Source organism: Arthrobacter nitrophenolicus, from assembly GCF_045833485.1.
Lineage (GTDB): Bacteria > Actinomycetota > Actinomycetes > Actinomycetales > Micrococcaceae > Arthrobacter > Arthrobacter nitrophenolicus.
In genome coordinates, this window is the sequence record NZ_CP174504.1 from 678,612 (window position 1) to 695,216 (window position 16,605).

The 16,605-nt window shown below is 60.8% G+C and carries 14 protein-coding genes; 2 read left to right on the forward strand and 12 right to left on the reverse strand.

The genetic code is table 11. From position 1 onward, the window contains the following. Positions 1 to 12: 12 nt before the first annotated feature. The 5 genes from ACJJV6_RS03190 to pdhA all read right to left on the reverse strand — a co-directional run bounded on the left by ACJJV6_RS03190 (position 13) and on the right by pdhA (position 6,324). A complete protein-coding gene (locus tag ACJJV6_RS03190) occupies positions 13 to 684 on the reverse strand; it encodes a response regulator (protein ID WP_009356413.1) in 672 nt (223 codons plus the stop codon). Further along, positions 662 to 2,188, reverse strand: a complete 1,527-nt coding sequence (locus ACJJV6_RS03195; RefSeq protein ID WP_407709924.1) for a DUF4118 domain-containing protein — start codon at positions 2,186 to 2,188, stop codon at positions 662 to 664. Before ACJJV6_RS03195 ends, ACJJV6_RS03190 begins: the two co-directional genes overlap by 23 nt. Positions 2,189 to 2,463: 275 nt before the next feature. Further along, complete coding sequence (locus ACJJV6_RS03200) at positions 2,464 to 3,975, reverse strand: dihydrolipoamide acetyltransferase family protein (RefSeq protein WP_407709925.1); 1,512 nt, start codon at positions 3,973 to 3,975, stop codon at positions 2,464 to 2,466. Between the two features lie 4 nt (positions 3,976 to 3,979). Then, positions 3,980 to 5,092 (reverse strand): alpha-ketoacid dehydrogenase subunit beta, encoded by a 1,113-nt coding sequence (locus ACJJV6_RS03205; protein ID WP_407709926.1) that lies wholly within the window; start codon positions 5,090 to 5,092, stop codon positions 3,980 to 3,982. Continuing rightward, positions 5,089 to 6,324 carry a pyruvate dehydrogenase (acetyl-transferring) E1 component subunit alpha gene (pdhA, locus tag ACJJV6_RS03210; RefSeq protein ID WP_407709927.1) on the reverse strand — a complete coding sequence of 412 codons (1,236 nt, stop codon included), beginning with the start codon at positions 6,322 to 6,324 and terminating at the stop codon, positions 5,089 to 5,091. The genes ACJJV6_RS03205 and pdhA overlap by 4 nt, the downstream gene beginning before the upstream one ends. Before the next feature lie 480 nt (positions 6,325 to 6,804). Here pdhA and ACJJV6_RS03215 point away from each other — a divergent pair, with 480 nt between their 5' ends. Beyond that, complete coding sequence (locus ACJJV6_RS03215) at positions 6,805 to 7,026, forward strand: hypothetical protein (protein ID WP_407709928.1); 222 nt, start codon at positions 6,805 to 6,807, stop codon at positions 7,024 to 7,026. Between the two features lie 890 nt (positions 7,027 to 7,916). Then, a complete protein-coding gene (locus tag ACJJV6_RS03220; RefSeq protein WP_407710459.1) occupies positions 7,917 to 8,381 on the forward strand; it encodes an Lrp/AsnC family transcriptional regulator in 465 nt (154 codons plus the stop codon). Between the two features lie 526 nt (positions 8,382 to 8,907). On the opposite strand, the gene ACJJV6_RS03225 is transcribed toward ACJJV6_RS03220, so the two are convergent. The 7 genes from ACJJV6_RS03225 to ACJJV6_RS03255 form a co-directional block, all read right to left on the reverse strand. Continuing rightward, on the reverse strand, positions 8,908 to 10,245 hold the full coding sequence (locus ACJJV6_RS03225) for a hypothetical protein (RefSeq protein ID WP_407709929.1): 1,338 nt from the start codon (positions 10,243 to 10,245) through the stop codon (positions 8,908 to 8,910). Positions 10,246 to 10,301: 56 nt separating this feature from the next. Next, a complete protein-coding gene (locus ACJJV6_RS03230; protein WP_407709930.1) occupies positions 10,302 to 10,733 on the reverse strand; it encodes a serine O-acetyltransferase in 432 nt (143 codons plus the stop codon). 57 nt (positions 10,734 to 10,790) lie between these two features. After that, on the reverse strand, positions 10,791 to 12,149 hold the full coding sequence (locus ACJJV6_RS03235; RefSeq protein ID WP_407709931.1) for a MinD/ParA family protein: 1,359 nt from the start codon (positions 12,147 to 12,149) through the stop codon (positions 10,791 to 10,793). A gap of 488 nt (positions 12,150 to 12,637) precedes the next feature. Continuing rightward, positions 12,638 to 13,462 carry a glycosyltransferase gene (locus ACJJV6_RS03240; RefSeq protein ID WP_407709932.1) on the reverse strand — a complete coding sequence of 275 codons (825 nt, stop codon included), beginning with the start codon at positions 13,460 to 13,462 and terminating at the stop codon, positions 12,638 to 12,640. Positions 13,463 to 13,485: 23 nt separating this feature from the next. Next, the gene (locus ACJJV6_RS03245; protein WP_407709933.1) at positions 13,486 to 14,607 is read right to left on the reverse strand and encodes a glycosyltransferase family 4 protein; all 1,122 of its coding nucleotides are present in this window, start codon (positions 14,605 to 14,607) and stop codon (positions 13,486 to 13,488) included. Next, a complete protein-coding gene (locus tag ACJJV6_RS03250) occupies positions 14,604 to 15,746 on the reverse strand; it encodes a glycosyltransferase family 4 protein (protein ID WP_407709934.1) in 1,143 nt (380 codons plus the stop codon). The genes ACJJV6_RS03245 and ACJJV6_RS03250 overlap by 4 nt, the downstream gene beginning before the upstream one ends. Positions 15,747 to 15,750: 4 nt before the next feature. Continuing rightward, entirely contained in the window at positions 15,751 to 16,542 is a 792-nt protein-coding gene (locus ACJJV6_RS03255; protein WP_407709935.1) for a WecB/TagA/CpsF family glycosyltransferase, read from the reverse strand. Between the last annotated feature and the right edge of the window lie 63 nt (positions 16,543 to 16,605).

A 16,605-nucleotide genomic window follows, 5' to 3' on the forward strand; every position in this document is an offset into this window, starting at 1 on the left:
CTCTGGCGGCAGCTATTCCCGGAAGCGGTATCCCAGTCCGGCCTCGGTCAGCAGGTGCCGGGGATTCGCCGGATCGGCTTCGAGCTTGCGCCGCAACTGTGCGAGGTAGACCCGCAGGTAGCCTGTCTCCTCGGCGTAGGCCGGGCCCCAAACCTGCCGGAGGATCTCCTCATGCGTGACCAGGGCGCCGCTGTTCCTGACCAGCAGCTCAAGGATGTTCCACTCTGTGGGGGTCAGACGGACGGGAACTCCGCGCCGCGTCACCTGCTTGGCCGGGAGGTCGACAGTGAAGCCCTCGGTTTCAATCACCGGAACATCCCCGGATGATCCCCTCCGCAGGGCCGCCCGCAGACGGGCCAGGAGTTCATCCATTCCGAAGGGCTTGGTGACGTAGTCGTCGGCGCCGGCGTCCAGCGCCTGGATCTTGTCATCGGAGCCGTGCCGGGCTGAAAGGACCACAATCGGGACGTCGTTCCAGCGCCGGAGCCTGCGGATCACTTCAACCCCGTCCAGGTCAGGAAGCCCCAGGTCAAGGATGATGACGTCCACCGGATGCTGTGCTGCCCGCTCCAGAGCATCGTTCCCCGTCAACGCGGTCACCGTCGAGTAGCCCCGGGCGGTCAGGTTGATCTGGAGGGCACGGAGGATCTGAACCTCGTCGTCAACGATCAGAACTGTGGCCACGCTGTCCTTTCGTGCCGGATGAAGGCGCTACGCCGGTGGAGAGCGGCAACCGGACCACCATCGTAAGGCCCCCGCCAGGGGTGGGCTCGGCCAGCAGGACCCCGCCCATGGCCTCGGTGAACCCCTTCGCCACGGCAAGGCCAAGACCGATCCCGGTTCCCGGCGTCGTGTCATCAGCGCGCTGGAAGGGCCGGAACATCGCCAGGACCTCATCAGCCGGGATGCCCGCGCCGCGATCGACGACGGTCAGCTCGCTGGCGGGAACATCCCCAATTCTTGCACTTCCGGCACCGCCAACAGTTCCGGAAATCACCACATCCGACCCCGGTGCATACTTCAGGGCGTTTTCCACCAGGTTGGCGATCACCCTCTCCAGCATTCCGGGGTCGGCATCGACAGGGGGCATGTTGTCCGGCAACAGCACGCGGAGCCGCGCGGAGTCGGTGCCGCGGAGCGCTTCACCCACGGCGTCTGCCCAATAGACCGGACGGATCAGGGGTGCCACCGAGTCAGCCGTGATCCTGGACATGTCCAACAGGTTGCTCACCAGCCGGTCCAGCCTGTCTGCCCCTGACTCCACGGTGGCCAGAAGTTCCTCCTGCTCCTCCGCGCTGAAGGTGATGGTCTTGTCACGCAGGCTGCTGGAGGCGAGCTTGATGCCGGCCAGTGGAGTGCGGAGATCGTGGGACACCGCCCGCAGGATGGAGGTCCGCATGGTGTTGCCTTCGGCAAGGCGAAGGTTTTCGCGCTGGCTCGCCGTAAGCTCTTCGCGCTGGACCATGGCCAGCAGGTGGGCGCCGAAGGCGGTCAGCAGCCGCCGTTCATCATCAGTGAGATCCCTTCCGGTGAGTGTCAGGATCCGGTCCCGGTCCAGCTGCTCCACAACGTCCGACGCCGCTACGTCACCCGGCTGCGGTTTGCCAGAGGACTCCGCAAGCTCCCACACCGCGGCCCCGCCCGGGCCGGTTTCCCGTTTGACCCACAGGCCGGCTCCCACCACCTGGAAATGTTCCCGGACCTTGTCCAGGAAAGCAGGGATGCTGTTTCCCTCGGCCACGGCCCTCCGGCTCAAATCGCTGAGGACCGCTGCTTCCGCCCCTGCCAGGTGTGCTTCCTTGCTGAGCTTGGCCGAGCGGTCCACGACCAGTGACACGGCCACCGCCACCAGGACAAAAATGAGCAGCGCCAGGATGTTTTCGGGATCAATCACCGACAGGGACCCCACAGGGTGGACGCTGAAGTAATTCACGATCAGCCCCGCGACGACGGCCGCCAGCACGGCAGGCCAGAGTCCCCCGAGCAGCGCAACACCAACAATGCCGGTGAGGTGTACCAGCATGTCCGTCGACAGCTGGTCGTGGGGAAGCAGGTCCAGGAGGAACTGCAGGAGCGGCGGGAGTCCCAGAGCGAGGATGAATGCCGGTATCTCCCGGCGCCGGCCCAGCCGCGGACGCCTGCGCCCCCTGCGCTCCCCACCAACGATGCGCCGATTACCCGGTTCCATGGCTCTATTGTTCCCCGCGCGGAAGCTCGAACCCCCGGCGGCGCTGAGTTTTTGGGCAGATATGGCGACTTGCGGGCTGTTGAGGTCGCTTTATCTGCCCAAAAACTCCTGATGTGGGGGTTTGGTGTCCGTGCCGCCGTCGTATCCCCGCCTGGTGCGTCGGCTGGCTAGCGGCAGGATCTCCGCCAAAAGTGAGCGAGCGTTCGGAAGGGGCGGTGGTTGAGCCGGTCGAAACCCGCGGAGGTTTCGACAGGCTCAACCACCGGTTTCCGCAACTACAGGTCCGCGAGGAGGGACGTGGGGTTTTCCATCGCGTCCGCCACGAAGCGGAGGAAGCCGGCAGCCGTGCCGCCGTCGCAGACGCGGTGGTCGAACGTCAGCGTCAGCTCGGTGACCTTGCGGACCGCCAGCTCACCGTTGACCACCCAGGGCTTGTCGATGATCCGGCCGACGCCGAGGATGCCCACTTCCGGATGGTTGATGATCGCCGCGGACCCGTCCACACCGAACACACCGTAGTTGTTCAGCGTGAAGGTGCCGCTGCCCAGCTCGGTGGGGGTCGCCTTGCCTTGGCGTGCGACGTCGGTCAGCCGGCGGATCTCCGCGTCCAGTTCGCGCGCACTCAGCTTTTCGGCGCCACGGACGGAGGGGACCACCAGGCCCCGGTCGGTCTGGGCCGCGATGCCGAGGTTGATCCCGTTGAACGCGACGATCTCCTGTGACCCGTCCTCCGCGGTTTCGATCCGGGTGTTCAGCTCGGGGTACTTTTTTAGCCCGGCTGTGACAAAACGGGCGATGAACGCGAGCAGGCCCGGGACGTCCGAGCCACCGGCCTTCATTCCCTCGCGCAGTTCGAGCAGCGCGGTGGCATCCACATCCACCCACACCGTTGCCTCGGGAATCTCCGAGCGGCTGCGGGCCATGTTGGCGGCAACCGCCTTGCGGACGCCGCGGACCGGTGTACGGGAGGAGACGGGCAGACCGGTGCGGGCGTCACGGCCCTGGGTTTCGACAGGCTCAACCACCGGACGAGGCTTGGTTTCGACAGGCTCAACCACCGGAGCGTTGGTTGAGCTTGTCGAAACCTCAGGCTTGGTTTCGACAGGCTCAACCGCCGGGGCATGGATCGCCTTTTCCACGTCGCGGCGCATGATCAGCCCGCTGTCGCCGGAGCCATGAAGCTCGCCGAGATCCACGCCGTGTTCCTTGGCCATCCGGCGGACCAGCGGGGAGATCACAGCGCCGAGCTTCCCGGGCACGCGGGTGCGCAGGAGTGAGAGGTCGTCCTCTTTGGTTTCGACAGGCTCAACCAACGCCGTTGAGGACCTCCGGGCGCGGGTGCGGCGGGCGGTGCCGTGGCCGCCCGGCGTTCCGTAGCCGATCAGGACATTCCCGGAGCCGGCCTTCTCCTCTTCGCGGTAGGACTGGGCGACTTCGGTTTCTTTGGTTTCGACAGGCTTGGTTTCGACAGGCTCAACCACCGGGTCGCCGAGTTCGGTTTCGGCAGGCTTGGTTTCGGGCTCGGCAGGTTCCGGGGTTTCGACAGGCTCAACCACCGAGATGAGGGGGCGGCCGACGTCGATGGTCTCCCCCGGCTGCCCGTGCAGCTCGGCTACAACCCCGGCGTACGGAGACGGGACCTCCACCGTGGACTTGGCCGTCTCCACCTCGGCGATCGGCTGGTCCACCGCAATAACATCACCCACGGCAACGTGCCAGGACACCAGTTCCGCCTCGGTCAGGCCCTCGCCCAGGTCCGGCAGCAAAAATACTTTCGGGGTGCTCATGGAATCAGTCCTCCCACTGAAGGTCGTCGACGGCGTCGAGGATGCGGTCCACGCCGGGCAGGTAGTACTTCTCGAGTTTGGGTGCCGGGTACGGGATGTCGAACCCCGTGACGCGGCGGATGGGGGCGGCCAGATGGTGGAAGCAGCGCTCCTGCACCCTGGCCACGATCTCGGAGGACACGGACGCGAAGCCGTGCGCCTCGGCGATCACCACGGCCCGCCCGGTCTTCCGGACGGATTCACACACAGTAACGTCGTCGAACGGGACAAGGGTCCGGACGTCGATGACCTCCAGCGAGCGGCCCTCCAGCGCGGCAGCCTCGGCTGCGGCCAGAGCCGTGGGGACGGATGGTCCGTACGCGATCAGCGTCGCGTCGGTGCCGGGACGCGCGACGGCGGCCCTCCCCTCGGTGGCGCGGCCCGCCGTCGTGCCTTCCTCATAGGAGGCACGCAGGGACGCAAGGTCCACCAGGTCTTTGGACCAGTACAGCTTCTTCGGCTCCATGAACATGACGGGATCGTCCGAGTCGATGGCCTCGCGGAGCATCCGGTACCCGTCCGCCACGGTGGCGGGGGTGTAGACCTTCAGGCCGGCGGTGTGGGCGTAGTAGGACTCGGAGGAGTCGCAGTGGTGCTCCACTCCCCCGATGCCGCCGCCGTACGGCACCCGGATCACCATGGGCAGCTTCACGGCCCCGCGGGTGCGGTTGTGCATCTTGGCCACGTGGCTGACGATCTGTTCGAACGCCGGGTAGGCGAACGCGTCGAACTGCATCTCCACCACCGGGCGCATCCCGTTGATGGCCATGCCCACGGCCATGCCCACGATCCCGGACTCGGCCAGGGGCGTATCGAAGCAGCGCTGCTCGCCGAACGTTCTGGTGAGCCCGTCGGTGATGCGGAAGACCCCGCCCAGGGTGCCCACGTCCTCGCCGAAGACCAGGACGGAGGAGTCGGCGGACATGGCGTCCACCAGGGCGGCGTTGAGGGCCTTGGCCATGGTGACCGGCTGCGGGCCGGCGGCTTCGGCGGTGGCCGCGGCGGAGGCGGCCGCCCGGGCGGTGGCGGCGGATACGTTGCCGTTGGCCTCGGACGAGGTGGTGACGGTGGGGCTCACTTGGCTGCCTCCTGTGATGATGCTGCGACGTCGCGGGCGAGTTCGTCGGCGAGCAGGGCGGACTGTTCCTTCAGCTGCGGCGTTTGCCGAGCGAACACGTGGCGGAAGAGTTCCTGCGGGTCCACGGGCACGTCCTCGCTGAGGCCCTCGCGGAGCTGCGCGGCCACGGCCTCGGCCTTCGCGGCGATCCGGTCCTCGCCCGCGGAGTCCAGCAGGCCGCGGTCCGTCAGGTAGGTCCGCATCCGGTTCACCGGGTCCTTGGCCCGCCACTCCGCAACCTCGGCGCTTTCCCGGTAGCGGGTGTCGTCGTCGGCGTTGGTGTGGGCCTGCATGCGGTAGGTGTTGGCTTCCACCAGCAGGGGGCCGGAGCCTTCGCGGGCGAGTTTCACGGCGCGGTCCAGGACGGCGAGGAGCGCGACGACGTCGTTCCCGTCCACGCGTTCGCCCGCCATGCCGTAGCCCACGGCCTTGTGCGCGAGCGACGGCGCCACGGACTGGTGTGCCAGCGGCACCGAGATGGCGTACTTGTTGTTCTGGACGAAGAAGATGACGGGCAGGTGGAAGACGGCGGCGAAGTTGAGGGCCTCGTGGAAGTCGCCTTCGCTGGTGGCGCCGTCGCCGCACATGGCCAGCACCACGGTGTCCTCGCCGCGGAGCTTGGCGGCGTGCGCGACGCCGACGGCGTGCAGCAGCTGGGTGGTCAGCGGGGTGCACTGGATGCCCACGTGGTGCTTGAGGGGGTCGAACCCGCCGTGCCAGTCGCCGCGGAAGATGGTCATCACCTGCACGGGGTCCACGCCGCGGGTCATCACGGCGACGGCGTCGCGGTAGGTGGGGAACATCCAGTCACCCTCGGAGAGGCACAGGGCGGCGGCCACCTGGCAGGCCTCCTGGCCGTGGCTGGACGGGTAGACGGCCATGCGGCCCTGCCGGACCAGGGCGGAGTTCTGGTCGTTGACGCGGCGTCCGACGACGAGCTGCTCGTACGCTGCCAGCAGTTCGTCGTCGCCGGGCAGGGGGTACTCGTGGCCGGGTTCGGTGCCCTGCTCACCTTCCGCGATGAGCCGGCCGTCCGGGTCCACCATCTGTATCTGGTGCCGGGCCGGGAGCATGTAGTCCTCGGCCGTGATGCCGAACTTCTTCACGGCTTCGGTGAGCGCGTCCTCGTGCGGCATGCCTGCCTGGCCGGTGCTTATTGCGTCCCGTGCCGTGTGGTCTGCGGAGATCGTCATTGGTCCGTTCCTTCTGTTGCCACTATTCCTTCCCAGTATTGACCTGCGGGAGGTTTCGTATCCACCACCTGCGGAAATCATGGAGAAGCTGCACGAATCAGGCCTGTCTCGGAGACGAATCGTAAGTGTGACGCGCATTACGCGCCGAACCGGTGGACGAAATGCCGGCCAGCCAGGTGGGAACAACCCGCAGCGCCGGCGCGCCGGTGCCGGGGAATGGGTTTGACGGTTTCAGAAGAGGCCTTGACCACTCCCTGCACGGGGAGCACACTCTGATGAGCCCGGTTGACGAAAAGCGTCTATCGCTCAATGGTCGGAAGCATCTTTTCCACTCATCACAGGGAGAAGATTCCGCACAGGCGACTGGTCTCCCCTACATGGGGATCTCCTGGTGCGGCCGCAGACGCGGAGGGGACACTGCGGTCCCCTCCGTCTCACATCATTCATGCATAGGGAAATTACAAAGGGCGGGGATCTGTAATGGACATTGAGCAGCTGTGGGACCGGCTCGAACCAGAGACGCGGCATTGGCTCGTGGACAATCCGGGGTGCTGCATCCTCCCCCGGACCATTGCGGCAGAGATCAAAAAGGCCACCGGAGCCGAGTTCGAACAGGACCGGCACGGCGAAAGCATTCTTTCCCCCAGCGACTGCGACTTCATCCGGAGGGCAGCGGAACTCCACGACGCCCGGCGGCGCTGAGTCCCTGGCCGCAGGGACGCCGGGACAGGCTAAGGCCCTCCGCCGACGTGAACCCGGGAGGCTACTCCTGCGTCAGACCCGTACCAAGGCAGCGACCACTGCAGATGCGGTGAGGACCAGGAGGACGGCCAGCATGGCGTACCCCTGCCATTTGGGGCGGCCCTTATGGGGGTTGATGTCCACGTACGGCATGTCAGGCGCGGTCCTTCCGTGGCACGTCGGGAACAGTGGCCCGTATGGCGCGTCGTTTGAGCCTCAGCATCTGGTGCACGGCGAAAAAAGGAACGAGCAGGGTGCCCAGCAGCAGGCTCAGGGCTAAGGCGTACTCGGATATAGCCACACCAGTCTCCATCGGTCAGAGTGATCTACGATCACCCAGACCTAAGCACGTGACACGTGCAATGACAAGTCACGGCAACAGCACCGCACCGCCGGCAGGTGTTATCTCCGCAACGCCATCGCCACAACAGCGACCGTCGTGACGGCCAGCGCAGCCAGCAGAAAATACGAAAGTACCCTTATTTTCCGCTGCCTCAGCTCCCGCCGCGACTGCCGCACGCTGTAAGTTCCCCCATATCTAGCCATGCCGCGATGCTACAAAACACACCCTCAAGGTTTGATCAAGTCACGCCCAATATTACGAACTATCAGGGCCCGGAGGGACCGGAAGCCGCCCCGCTGTTCCCGCCGCCCGGGGACCGGTGCGCACCACCGGCGGCCCAGGTGTGTGGTCGTGGCCGCGCCCGGTGAGCCTGTCCTCGCGCAGGGGCACCAGAGGGACTTTTCGTATCCGGTGCGCACCGGAATCGTAGAGAAGCTGCTCCAGCCTGCCTAAACTGGGAGACGATTTGCAAATGTGGGCCGGAAGACGAGTAGGGGCCGTGGAGAAGATGCCAGCAAAGGAAACCCGGACGGACCCGGTGCCGCTGGACGACATCGACCGGAGCATCATTGCCGAGCTCACCCGGGACGGCCGGATGTCCGTGACCCAGGTGGCGGAGAACGTCCACATCTCCCGGGCACACGCCTACACCCGCATCGCCCGGCTGACGGGTGACGGGGTGCTGTCACGCTTCACCGCCGTGGTGGACCCCATCAAGGCGGGGCTGAAGTCCTCCGCCTACGTGACCCTAAAGCTGAAGCAGGATGCCTGGCGCGAACTGCGCGACCAGCTGGGTGCCATCCCCGAGGTGCACCACATCGCCCTGGTCGGCGGCGACTTCGACGTGATCCTGCTGGTCCGCGCCGTGGACAACATCGACCTGCGCCGGGTCATCTTCGACCAACTGCAGTCCATGCCCGGCGTGCTGGACACCCAGACGTTCCTGGTGTTTGAGGACGTGGATACGCGGTAGGTCGTAAGCCTTAGCCCTCCAGCACCAACCGGTACACTTCCTGGTAGCTCGGGATCTTCAGTCCCTAAAGAGAAATCGCTAGCTTTCCAGACATGCGCTGGAGTAAGAACCGCAGAAAGTGGGCGCCGACGGGGTATTGCGCAAAACCTGCTACAGGGCCTAGCCCAACTACTCGAGTAAGCCTCCGTCACATGCCGGCAGGCTCGTCCCTAGTCGCATTTGGTTCACGCGTAGTAGCTCCGCGTATTCTGCGGTCTTCCTATTTGTTCCGACCTTCATGACACCTAGAGGCTAGTACCTGGATTCCATGAGCCATCGCGCAGTCGCGTCAAATGACCGACGCCCCCCGATTAGCTCCTCTCGCGGTGGCTGGTCTTCGCCCGTTACGCCTCAGCTTCACCGAGGCAAGAGGCGCTTCTCTCGGCAGCACGTTCAGTCCGCTAATGATGAACAGATGGGATAGTTGCACAGACATTCATTCCGAAATGGGATGTCTATAGTTCACAGGGCCGGGCGGCGCTGTGGGTCAACTCCTCGTTGAGGCCTGTGAAAGGTGCTTGTAGGCCGGGGAAACGTATTTCAACTTTGGGCGTAGTCGGCCGCTGGAAGGCAAACCACGCCACGCCCGGAAGGCGCACCATCCGAACACAGGAGTGATGTACCACGGCAGCGCGTAGGCCCAGCAATAAATCACGATACCAAAAAACGAGCTCGCAGCGACCCACTCCCGCCGCGCAAGAAGGTTGACGGAGATGGACAAGAGTAGTGCCACGTACCCAATCAGGCCAAAGAGTCCCATCCGCAAGAAGATGATTACATACCAGTTGTGGGGAGAATAAGTCACAAATACGCCGTCGACGACTCGGTCGTAACCCGATCCGTAGGGAGAGCCGAAAGCCACCGTGCCTGGCCCCTTGTCCAGAACCTGGCCCACGAGCAGCTGCCAGCTGCCCTCACGCTCTCGATACGTACCGCTGCTTGACAGGGAATACGAAAGACTCTCAGCCAGAGGATCGAAGACACCCGCAAGCGCAAGCCCCCCAAGAATGATCAAAGAGTACGCACCCCAGAAAATTGAATGATGCAAAAACGAGCCTCTGAGCCTGCTTAAACCAAAAACCGTCGCCACAGCCACAGCCGCCCAGACAGAGCGGTGCTGGCATGCCATAGCTGTGAGAATGAAGACGAGACCGCTTACCAGACGCCATCCTTGCCGGGGCTTACCCGTGAACAGGATGAAGCCCAGGCATGCAAGGGTCATGGCTTGTCCGGATACAAGGGGCCGACCCGTCTGCGTTTGCTCAATGCCGCTATTGATCCCGACTGAGACGAAAGAGTCAGCACTACCAAGCCCGTATTTTGCGGCATGGTAGCAAAAAATAGATGTTAGGCCCCAGCCGATGAGAGCCACCCATTTCTGGAACTGCTGCTGTAACTTTGCGTCTTCCCAGTCATGATTGAGGAACCATGACGTGCACACAATGCCCCAGATAAGAGGCCGCGCCTCATTGAGAGCTGAGCTACCAAAAATTAGAAGGCTGCCCACGACTACCACTCCGAGGCAGACAGCAAGCCAAACCATAAGTGGATTCCGACGCCGGGTAACAGTGAGCAGGCGTTCAGGACTTAGTACCGTGTCAACGGCAAGTATTAGGACGATCACGTCCTCTGCCTTGATTTGCAGACCACCCGCTGCGATGACGTTGATGGGCACAGGTATTTCCCATGCGACTAATACGAAAAGGCCGACGAGGTACAGGCCTAAAACCGGCCACTTACGCAGACACGCAACCGCGAGCCCGAGTGCAGACACCGCTCCCGCGATTACCAGCAGTGCATACAGGGCGCCAATAACCGCGCTCATCTCTCCCCCATCACCTTGTTCCGGCCGATTCTAGCTAGCAGACAGATCCTCCGGCACTAAGGCCGAACGCCTACTTTACGTGCAGGAACGCCCGCCCAGATTTCGTTCGGACCAGTGCTCATAGTCAGGACCGCATTGGCACCGACCACCGTATTGGCGCCCACTGTCAGGGTTCCAGCCTTGCCTAGGATCTTTGCTCCGGCACAAAGCACAGCGCCGTCCTCAACGATTACCCGATCCATCTTGGACTCATTACCAGGAACCCAGACGTCGCCCCGCCCCACCGTCACCCCCTGATAAATGGTTACCCTAGACCCGATGCGGGTCGAACCATGTATCACGGTGCCAAACCCGCGATGCAATACGCGCAATCCAGGACCAACCTCCACGGTCGAAGGAACCTCCACTCCGTAAAGCGCAAGTACTTCTTTCACCAATCGCTTTAGCGGCGAACGGCGCAAATATATAAGGCGGCTGATCAGCGACATGGGGTCCATCCTAGAAGTAGAAGACCAGGAACAAATAAGCGTAGGAGCGGTGAGGAATCACTGATAGCCGTCCACAATGGCAGCGGCAATCTCCTTGTAAGCGCGTCGAGTTTCAGGCTTGAGAACATCCAGCGTCACTAGGTCACCGTCGGCAACACCGCGGTCGTGAGGCACCGCGATGAGCTCCCGGCATATCCCCGCAAGGTGCCCTTCAATGGCGTCCTTGTCCACTCTGGAAGATACCTCGTCCTTGTCAGTGATTACGACAATCGCGTTCCGGGCCAGGTCTTCGTACCCGTGGCTGGCGAGCCAATGCAGCGTGCTGCGGGCGCGCTTGGCGCCCGAGACCGCGTAGCCCGCGGCAATGACAAGGTTGTCGGCGGACTGAAGGATCCCGCTCATAGCATTGTGGGTCACACCAGTGCCGCAGTCAGTGAGGGCTACGGCGTAGTAGCTGGAGATGAGCTTGCGGATACGCAAATACTCCTCTGCCGTCAGCGAGTCCGAGACCTCCGGGTCTTGCTCCCCCGCGATCAGGTGAAGGCGGCCGGCATGGTGCATGTACCGAGCAAGAGCTGTGAGCGAATCGATGGAGTCGATGTTCTCTAAGAGGTCCGTGATGGTGCGCGGGCTGGACTGCTGGTAAATACCCTCCCCCAGCGCACGTTCAACCAGATCCCCGGAGTCAGGGTTGGCGTCGATGGCACAAGGGGCATCGCCGCGATATTCGGCAAGGGTCAAACCAACACCCACTGTAGTGGAGGTCTTGCCAATTCCGCCTTTCAGACTGAGGACGGCGGTGTTGTAGCTGCCCTGCAGCTGGCGCGAGATCCGGCGGGCCAGCTCGTCTTCCTTGCGCTGTTTTGGGCCAGGGCCGAAGTTCCAGGCACCGCCGGTCAGCTTATAAATGGCGCCGCGGAAGCCGCCAACGGGACGCGGTCTCTGTTCCTTGACGAAAAGGCCCGGCGAGCTGATGAAGTCCGGCAGGGCATTTTCGGCGGGGGCACCTGCCCTTGCGGGCCGACGGCTGCGGACAGATCTCCCCTCGACGGGCGTGTCCGAGGGCGCCACGGAAGCGGAACGGGCATCTTGCCTAGTCTGGGAGGCTGGTACAGCCCCATTAAGTTGCAGCACCGGATACGAGCCTGGTTGCATGGCGGGCTGTACTGGAGCCAGCGAGCGGGACTGTCTAGAGGCATCGGCTGCGGCAGCTGCTTCCGCCCAGGACGTGCGGCCTGTAACCGGCTCTCCGACGTCGTTTTGGCTGGGCGTGTTGGGTGTTACTTCTGGCATGGTTCCTGTCCAGGCATCGTACACTGAGCCGTTGGCGCGGCGAAGGTCGCGGCGTCGGCGCAGTTGCGGCTGCCCTGCATCCTCTGCTGGGGCACCTGCATTCTGATCCGCCGGTTCTGTCATGTCTGTCCCCCCGGACGATCGGCAAATTGTTATGCAGCACTCGTTCAACCAGTAGTCTAAGTGCTGGAAGGTGGTTGCCCAGCCAGGATGTCCAGTTAGTGATGGGTGAGCGGGGCCGCTAACCACAGCGACGGTGGAAACAATGAGGATGGTAAGCTCACCCACTTGGGATGACGTTTATGGGGGAATGATATCGGCATACGGCATTAGCGCCGGTTTCCTCGGGCAGCTGGCCGGACGGGGAGCCGCGGTGCGCGGCGCTTGAACCGCATAATTTGGCAAATGTTTCTCCCGCCGCTGCGTAGTCTAATGTCCGATGTACTGGTAAGAGATTCTCCTCACCAAAACCGGAGGGCACCCGAGACATAGCTATACTAGGGAAATTCGTTCCATCTCTAACTCTAGGCTATGGGCCCTCGAGCTGAAGCGTTTTGAACTGAGAATAATCGCAGCCCAGTGGGATTGAACGAGCTTCCCAACTAACCTGGTTAGGTCTTAATAACGCGGACTGACAAGCGCCTTATCCACCATAAGCAGTAGGTCAAGCCTATATAAAAGGGCCAAGTCATGGGATGAGTTCGTCCAAGTATCAGGCGAAGCGACGAAAAATTTCCACCGCCCTTAATGCCACGAAAACTAGCCCAGTCAGCAGAAATTGTGCCACGAGGTGCATCCCCATTTGTCGGACAAGTTCCGACCGTCCCCGGCGCCAGCCAAATAATGACGCTGGAGCGCATTGCCCGGATCCCGTAGTCAATGTCGGCAAAAGCATGCGCAAATCGCCCTTCTATACCACCGAGCTTGCGTGCCAACCCGACTTTTACAAGAACGACATTGCCGTTCAGGGAATCAACTTGAATTGGCAAGTTTTGATCAGGATGAACACGCTCATACCGCAGAGGGTGCCATCCATGCCGCTTGAGGCCAGAGTATGTCAGCAAGCCAGATTGTGGATCTCGAACTGCGCCAACCACTATGCCGGGTCGCTCTAGTGCACACTGCATGAGTCGTTGGATGGCATCGACATCTAGAACCACGTCGTCGTTTAGCCATAAAAGAAAATCATCGTCTTCAACCTCGCGGTCTGCTAGCACTGCCCGCTCGGCAGCTGCCATACCGGCCGCCCAAAAAGCTGAGCCCGAACCCCTAATCACCTCTGCAGTGGAAAACTCCGATCTGACAGCGGCTTCAGTGCCATCAGAAGAGCCGTCGTCAAAAAGGTGGACTCTGATGGTGTACGCCCCATTATCAGCAGAGTTCTCTAAACTTCTTAGACATGCCAACGTGAGATTACGTCGATTATGACTCGCCATTATCACGTGTATCACAAAATATCCTACTCCTCAAATACGGCGCGCTTTATGCCGGCCAAAAAACGGTCCGCCATGGCTTCAATGGTGTAGTCGCTCGCTTTGTCCCTGCAGTTTCTTTGCAACTGTAGGAGCCGAACTTTGTCACTAACTAGACCCGAGAGGCCCTCGCCATAGGAGCGAACGTCGTCAGTGATAGCCAAACTATCCAGACCAGGCTGCAAATAGTCGTATTCCGGTGCATGCCAGGGCCACGTTGTAGTGACGATTGGACGACCAAGGGCGAAGCTGTCGACCGCGACCAAGCCGACACGACCGGGCATAGCGATTACTGATCCCGATAATAGAGCTTTAGCCTTATCTTTTCCATGAAGAGGACCAAGGTAGACAATCGCTCTATTTCGTTTCGAAAAGTCCTCAACAAGCGCCCTCTGATCTCCGTCTCCGACAACAAGAAGCCTGAACTCACTGTCTAAGGAGTGCGCGATAGCGGCGGCCTCTAGGAGGAATGGTATCCGCTTCGAACTGTCGAGCCCGCCGACGAAGACTGCCACCTTTTCTGTGAGTCCGAGCGAGGCGCGGAAGTCCACTAGTTCATTTTCTGTGATACTTGATGCATCTCGAACTAAAGAAGTCGTATCGACGCTGTTGCTTAGCGTAGTGATTTTATCGGCAGGAAATCCCAAATCCTTTACGGCGTCCGCACCACTACGCGTGTAGGCAAAAAACCAATCCGAGCGCAGAGTGAGAAATTTCTGAAGTCTGGCATCCACTGCAGTTGCAGGCTTCACGTAATCCTTACCGTGTCCCCATAAAGCGACACGTGGGAATCGCTCACGACTAAGCAAGAGCCCATAAGCGTCTAGGTTCCTACGCGCCTGCTCAACAACGACTAGATCGGCACCGTCAATAATAGGCTTTATACGACGGAATACCACTCTCTTACCGGCAATCCGTATTTCGCGTTGCCTCAGAGGCAGGACGAAGTCCGCGCCGCTGACATCTCCGCGGCGAGATTGGCTACCTTCAGGATGACCGGCGGCAACGCTGATAGCAATACCGTTAGCTTCTCCGAGTTGTATAAGTCTTCTGAACAGGGGTTCGCGATAAGTCGGCACGTATTCTTGTAGTATGACTACTTTCTTCATGGCTTGCTTTTCGCTAGAACGCTGGTATACAGGCTTGACGTTGCTTCCAGCCAGGACTCTCTGGTGAAAACTTTTTCATAACGGTCTCTGGCCCGTAAGGCATAGTTCTTTTCGTCGTCTTCGATTCTTTGTAGGGCTGCCGGGATATCAGACCAGTCAGCAAATACCTCTCCTGCTTGGCTTTGATTGATATCGTCCGAAGCGCCGTTTCCGGTATAGGCCACAACCGGACGACCGGCCGCAAGGGCTTCAACATATGTCAAGGGAACCGCACCTTCAACGCAAAGACTCGGGAAAATCAGTCCGCGAGATTTCGAAAGAATGCCAGGGACTTGCCGCCGCTCAATACCGCCTTCAAATACTACGTTTTCAGGGGCCATTCGACTCAGGCGCTGGCGCAGTGGGCCGTCCCCATATATACGCAGGGACCTTTCATTAGGCCACCTTTCAATTAGACGCTCTACCCCCTTTTCGGCCGTCAGGCGTCCGATAAAGATCCAATCCTTCCCAGCTGGTGAAGTCGGGGAAAATCCCTCATCGGAAACAAAATTGGGAATTACAGCAGTTCTTTCCTGACTTAGGCCGGCATTCGTATAAATGTCCTTCGAGCGCTCGGACAAAAGAACGACACGGTCAGCCCTGGAAAGAAGAACATCACCAGCTACGCCATTACGGTTCCTGATAGCAAGGGGAAGTGAAGCTAAGCGCGAATCTCTATAACAGGCATTCAGCACGGCATGCTTCGAGCCGTGATCAGGACACAAGGAACAAAATTCCAAGTCGCGAAGAAGAGTGCCAGCTGCGCACATGGGTCGATAGTTATGCTGCGTCGCAATTACGGGACCCGTCCATTGCTGCAGCCAGTTGGTTGAGAAGTTTGGAAATAGGTTGTGCACATGCACGATGTCCGGTCGGAAGGCTTTTAGGTCCTTCAAAGGCGAAATGCCGCCACCCGAGGCTACGTTCATCGCCGCACGGATCGGATATAACCGAGACCGGTTCAACTCATCAGTTTCTACCTCGATGAGCTTGACATCATAACCAGCATCTCTGAGCGCAGCCATCTGGGATAGAACTACAATATTCTCGCCGCTTGGTGTCTTGCTGGCGTAGAAACTGTGCACAAGGGCAATCTTCATTGTGCTAGTTCTTCTTCATTATCGCTTGTAAGAAACGAATATTTCCAAAGAGGTACCTCCGCCAGAGCCTTCGCGGCTCAGACGCAAAGCGAAAGAGCCACTCGACACCAATCTTCGCCATCCACTCAGGGGCCTCCCTTTTTGTTCCGGCTATAAAGTCAAATGCGGCGCCTATTGCAACGGCCATAACTGGCAGGGAAGCGGCGATCCTCTGCACTTCAAAGTCTTGTTTGGGCGTACCAAGTCCTACCCAGACAATCTGGGCACCAGACTTCAAGATTTCTTGGTCCTGAGCGAGTATTTCTTCATGGGTCATTTCGCGGAATGGGGGGCTTATTTCCCCGACAATTGATATCCCCGGATATTGATCTTGCAACTCAGCCTTTAGTAGTCGCAGCGTTTCATCAGTTGCGCCTAGAAGAAAATGCTTGATGTCCGTCGAGCGACCGACTTTCGCGACTTCTCGAAACAACGAGGGCCCGCGTACCTGGCGGAGCGCGTGGCCCTTCATATTTCCGGCGCATACGAGAGGTTTGCCGTCCGGAAGATTTGCGGAGCTGTCCTTGAACACGGCAGCGTAGTCTTTATCCTGGTCGGCGAGAGCAATAGTGTAAGCATTCACGAGATGAATAGCCAAACCCTTGTTCCGGCTACCGTTAGAAGCAATCCAACAAAGTTTCTTTGCGGCATTTTCAAGATTCGACACCGCTACCGGCAGTCCGCCCAATTGGGCAGTCGAAAAGAGGGGCGGAGACGGTTGCACTATTTCCTCAGGAGGCTGTTTCTCATAATTCATGCGGTCTTAGTCCTTGCTAATTTCATGGAAACGAACTATTAGGTGTTCGAGATGGCGCACGAG

Bases quoted from the DNA above. Each gene is read 5' to 3' on its own strand.
- ACJJV6_RS03245 (WP_407709933.1), bottom strand. From the start codon at position 14,607: ATGAAGAAAGTAGTCATACTACAAGAATACGTGCCGACTTATCGCGAA.
- ACJJV6_RS03215 (WP_407709928.1), top strand. From the start codon at position 6,805: ATGGACATTGAGCAGCTGTGGGACCGGCTCGAACCAGAGACGCGGCAT.
- ACJJV6_RS03235 (WP_407709931.1), bottom strand. From the start codon at position 12,149: ATGACAGAACCGGCGGATCAGAATGCAGGTGCCCCAGCAGAGGATGCA.
- ACJJV6_RS03255 (WP_407709935.1), bottom strand. From the start codon at position 16,542: ATGAATTATGAGAAACAGCCTCCTGAGGAAATAGTGCAACCGTCTCCG.
- ACJJV6_RS03225 (WP_407709929.1), bottom strand. From the start codon at position 10,245: ATGAGCGCGGTTATTGGCGCCCTGTATGCACTGCTGGTAATCGCGGGA.
- ACJJV6_RS03200 (WP_407709925.1), bottom strand. From the start codon at position 3,975: ATGAGCACCCCGAAAGTATTTTTGCTGCCGGACCTGGGCGAGGGCCTG.
- ACJJV6_RS03230 (WP_407709930.1), bottom strand. From the start codon at position 10,733: ATGTCGCTGATCAGCCGCCTTATATATTTGCGCCGTTCGCCGCTAAAG.
- pdhA (WP_407709927.1), bottom strand. From the start codon at position 6,324: ATGACGATCTCCGCAGACCACACGGCACGGGACGCAATAAGCACCGGC.
- ACJJV6_RS03240 (WP_407709932.1), bottom strand. From the start codon at position 13,462: ATGGCGAGTCATAATCGACGTAATCTCACGTTGGCATGTCTAAGAAGT.
- ACJJV6_RS03220 (WP_407710459.1), top strand. From the start codon at position 7,917: ATGCCAGCAAAGGAAACCCGGACGGACCCGGTGCCGCTGGACGACATC.
- ACJJV6_RS03195 (WP_407709924.1), bottom strand. From the start codon at position 2,188: ATGGAACCGGGTAATCGGCGCATCGTTGGTGGGGAGCGCAGGGGGCGC.
- ACJJV6_RS03250 (WP_407709934.1), bottom strand. From the start codon at position 15,746: ATGAAGATTGCCCTTGTGCACAGTTTCTACGCCAGCAAGACACCAAGC.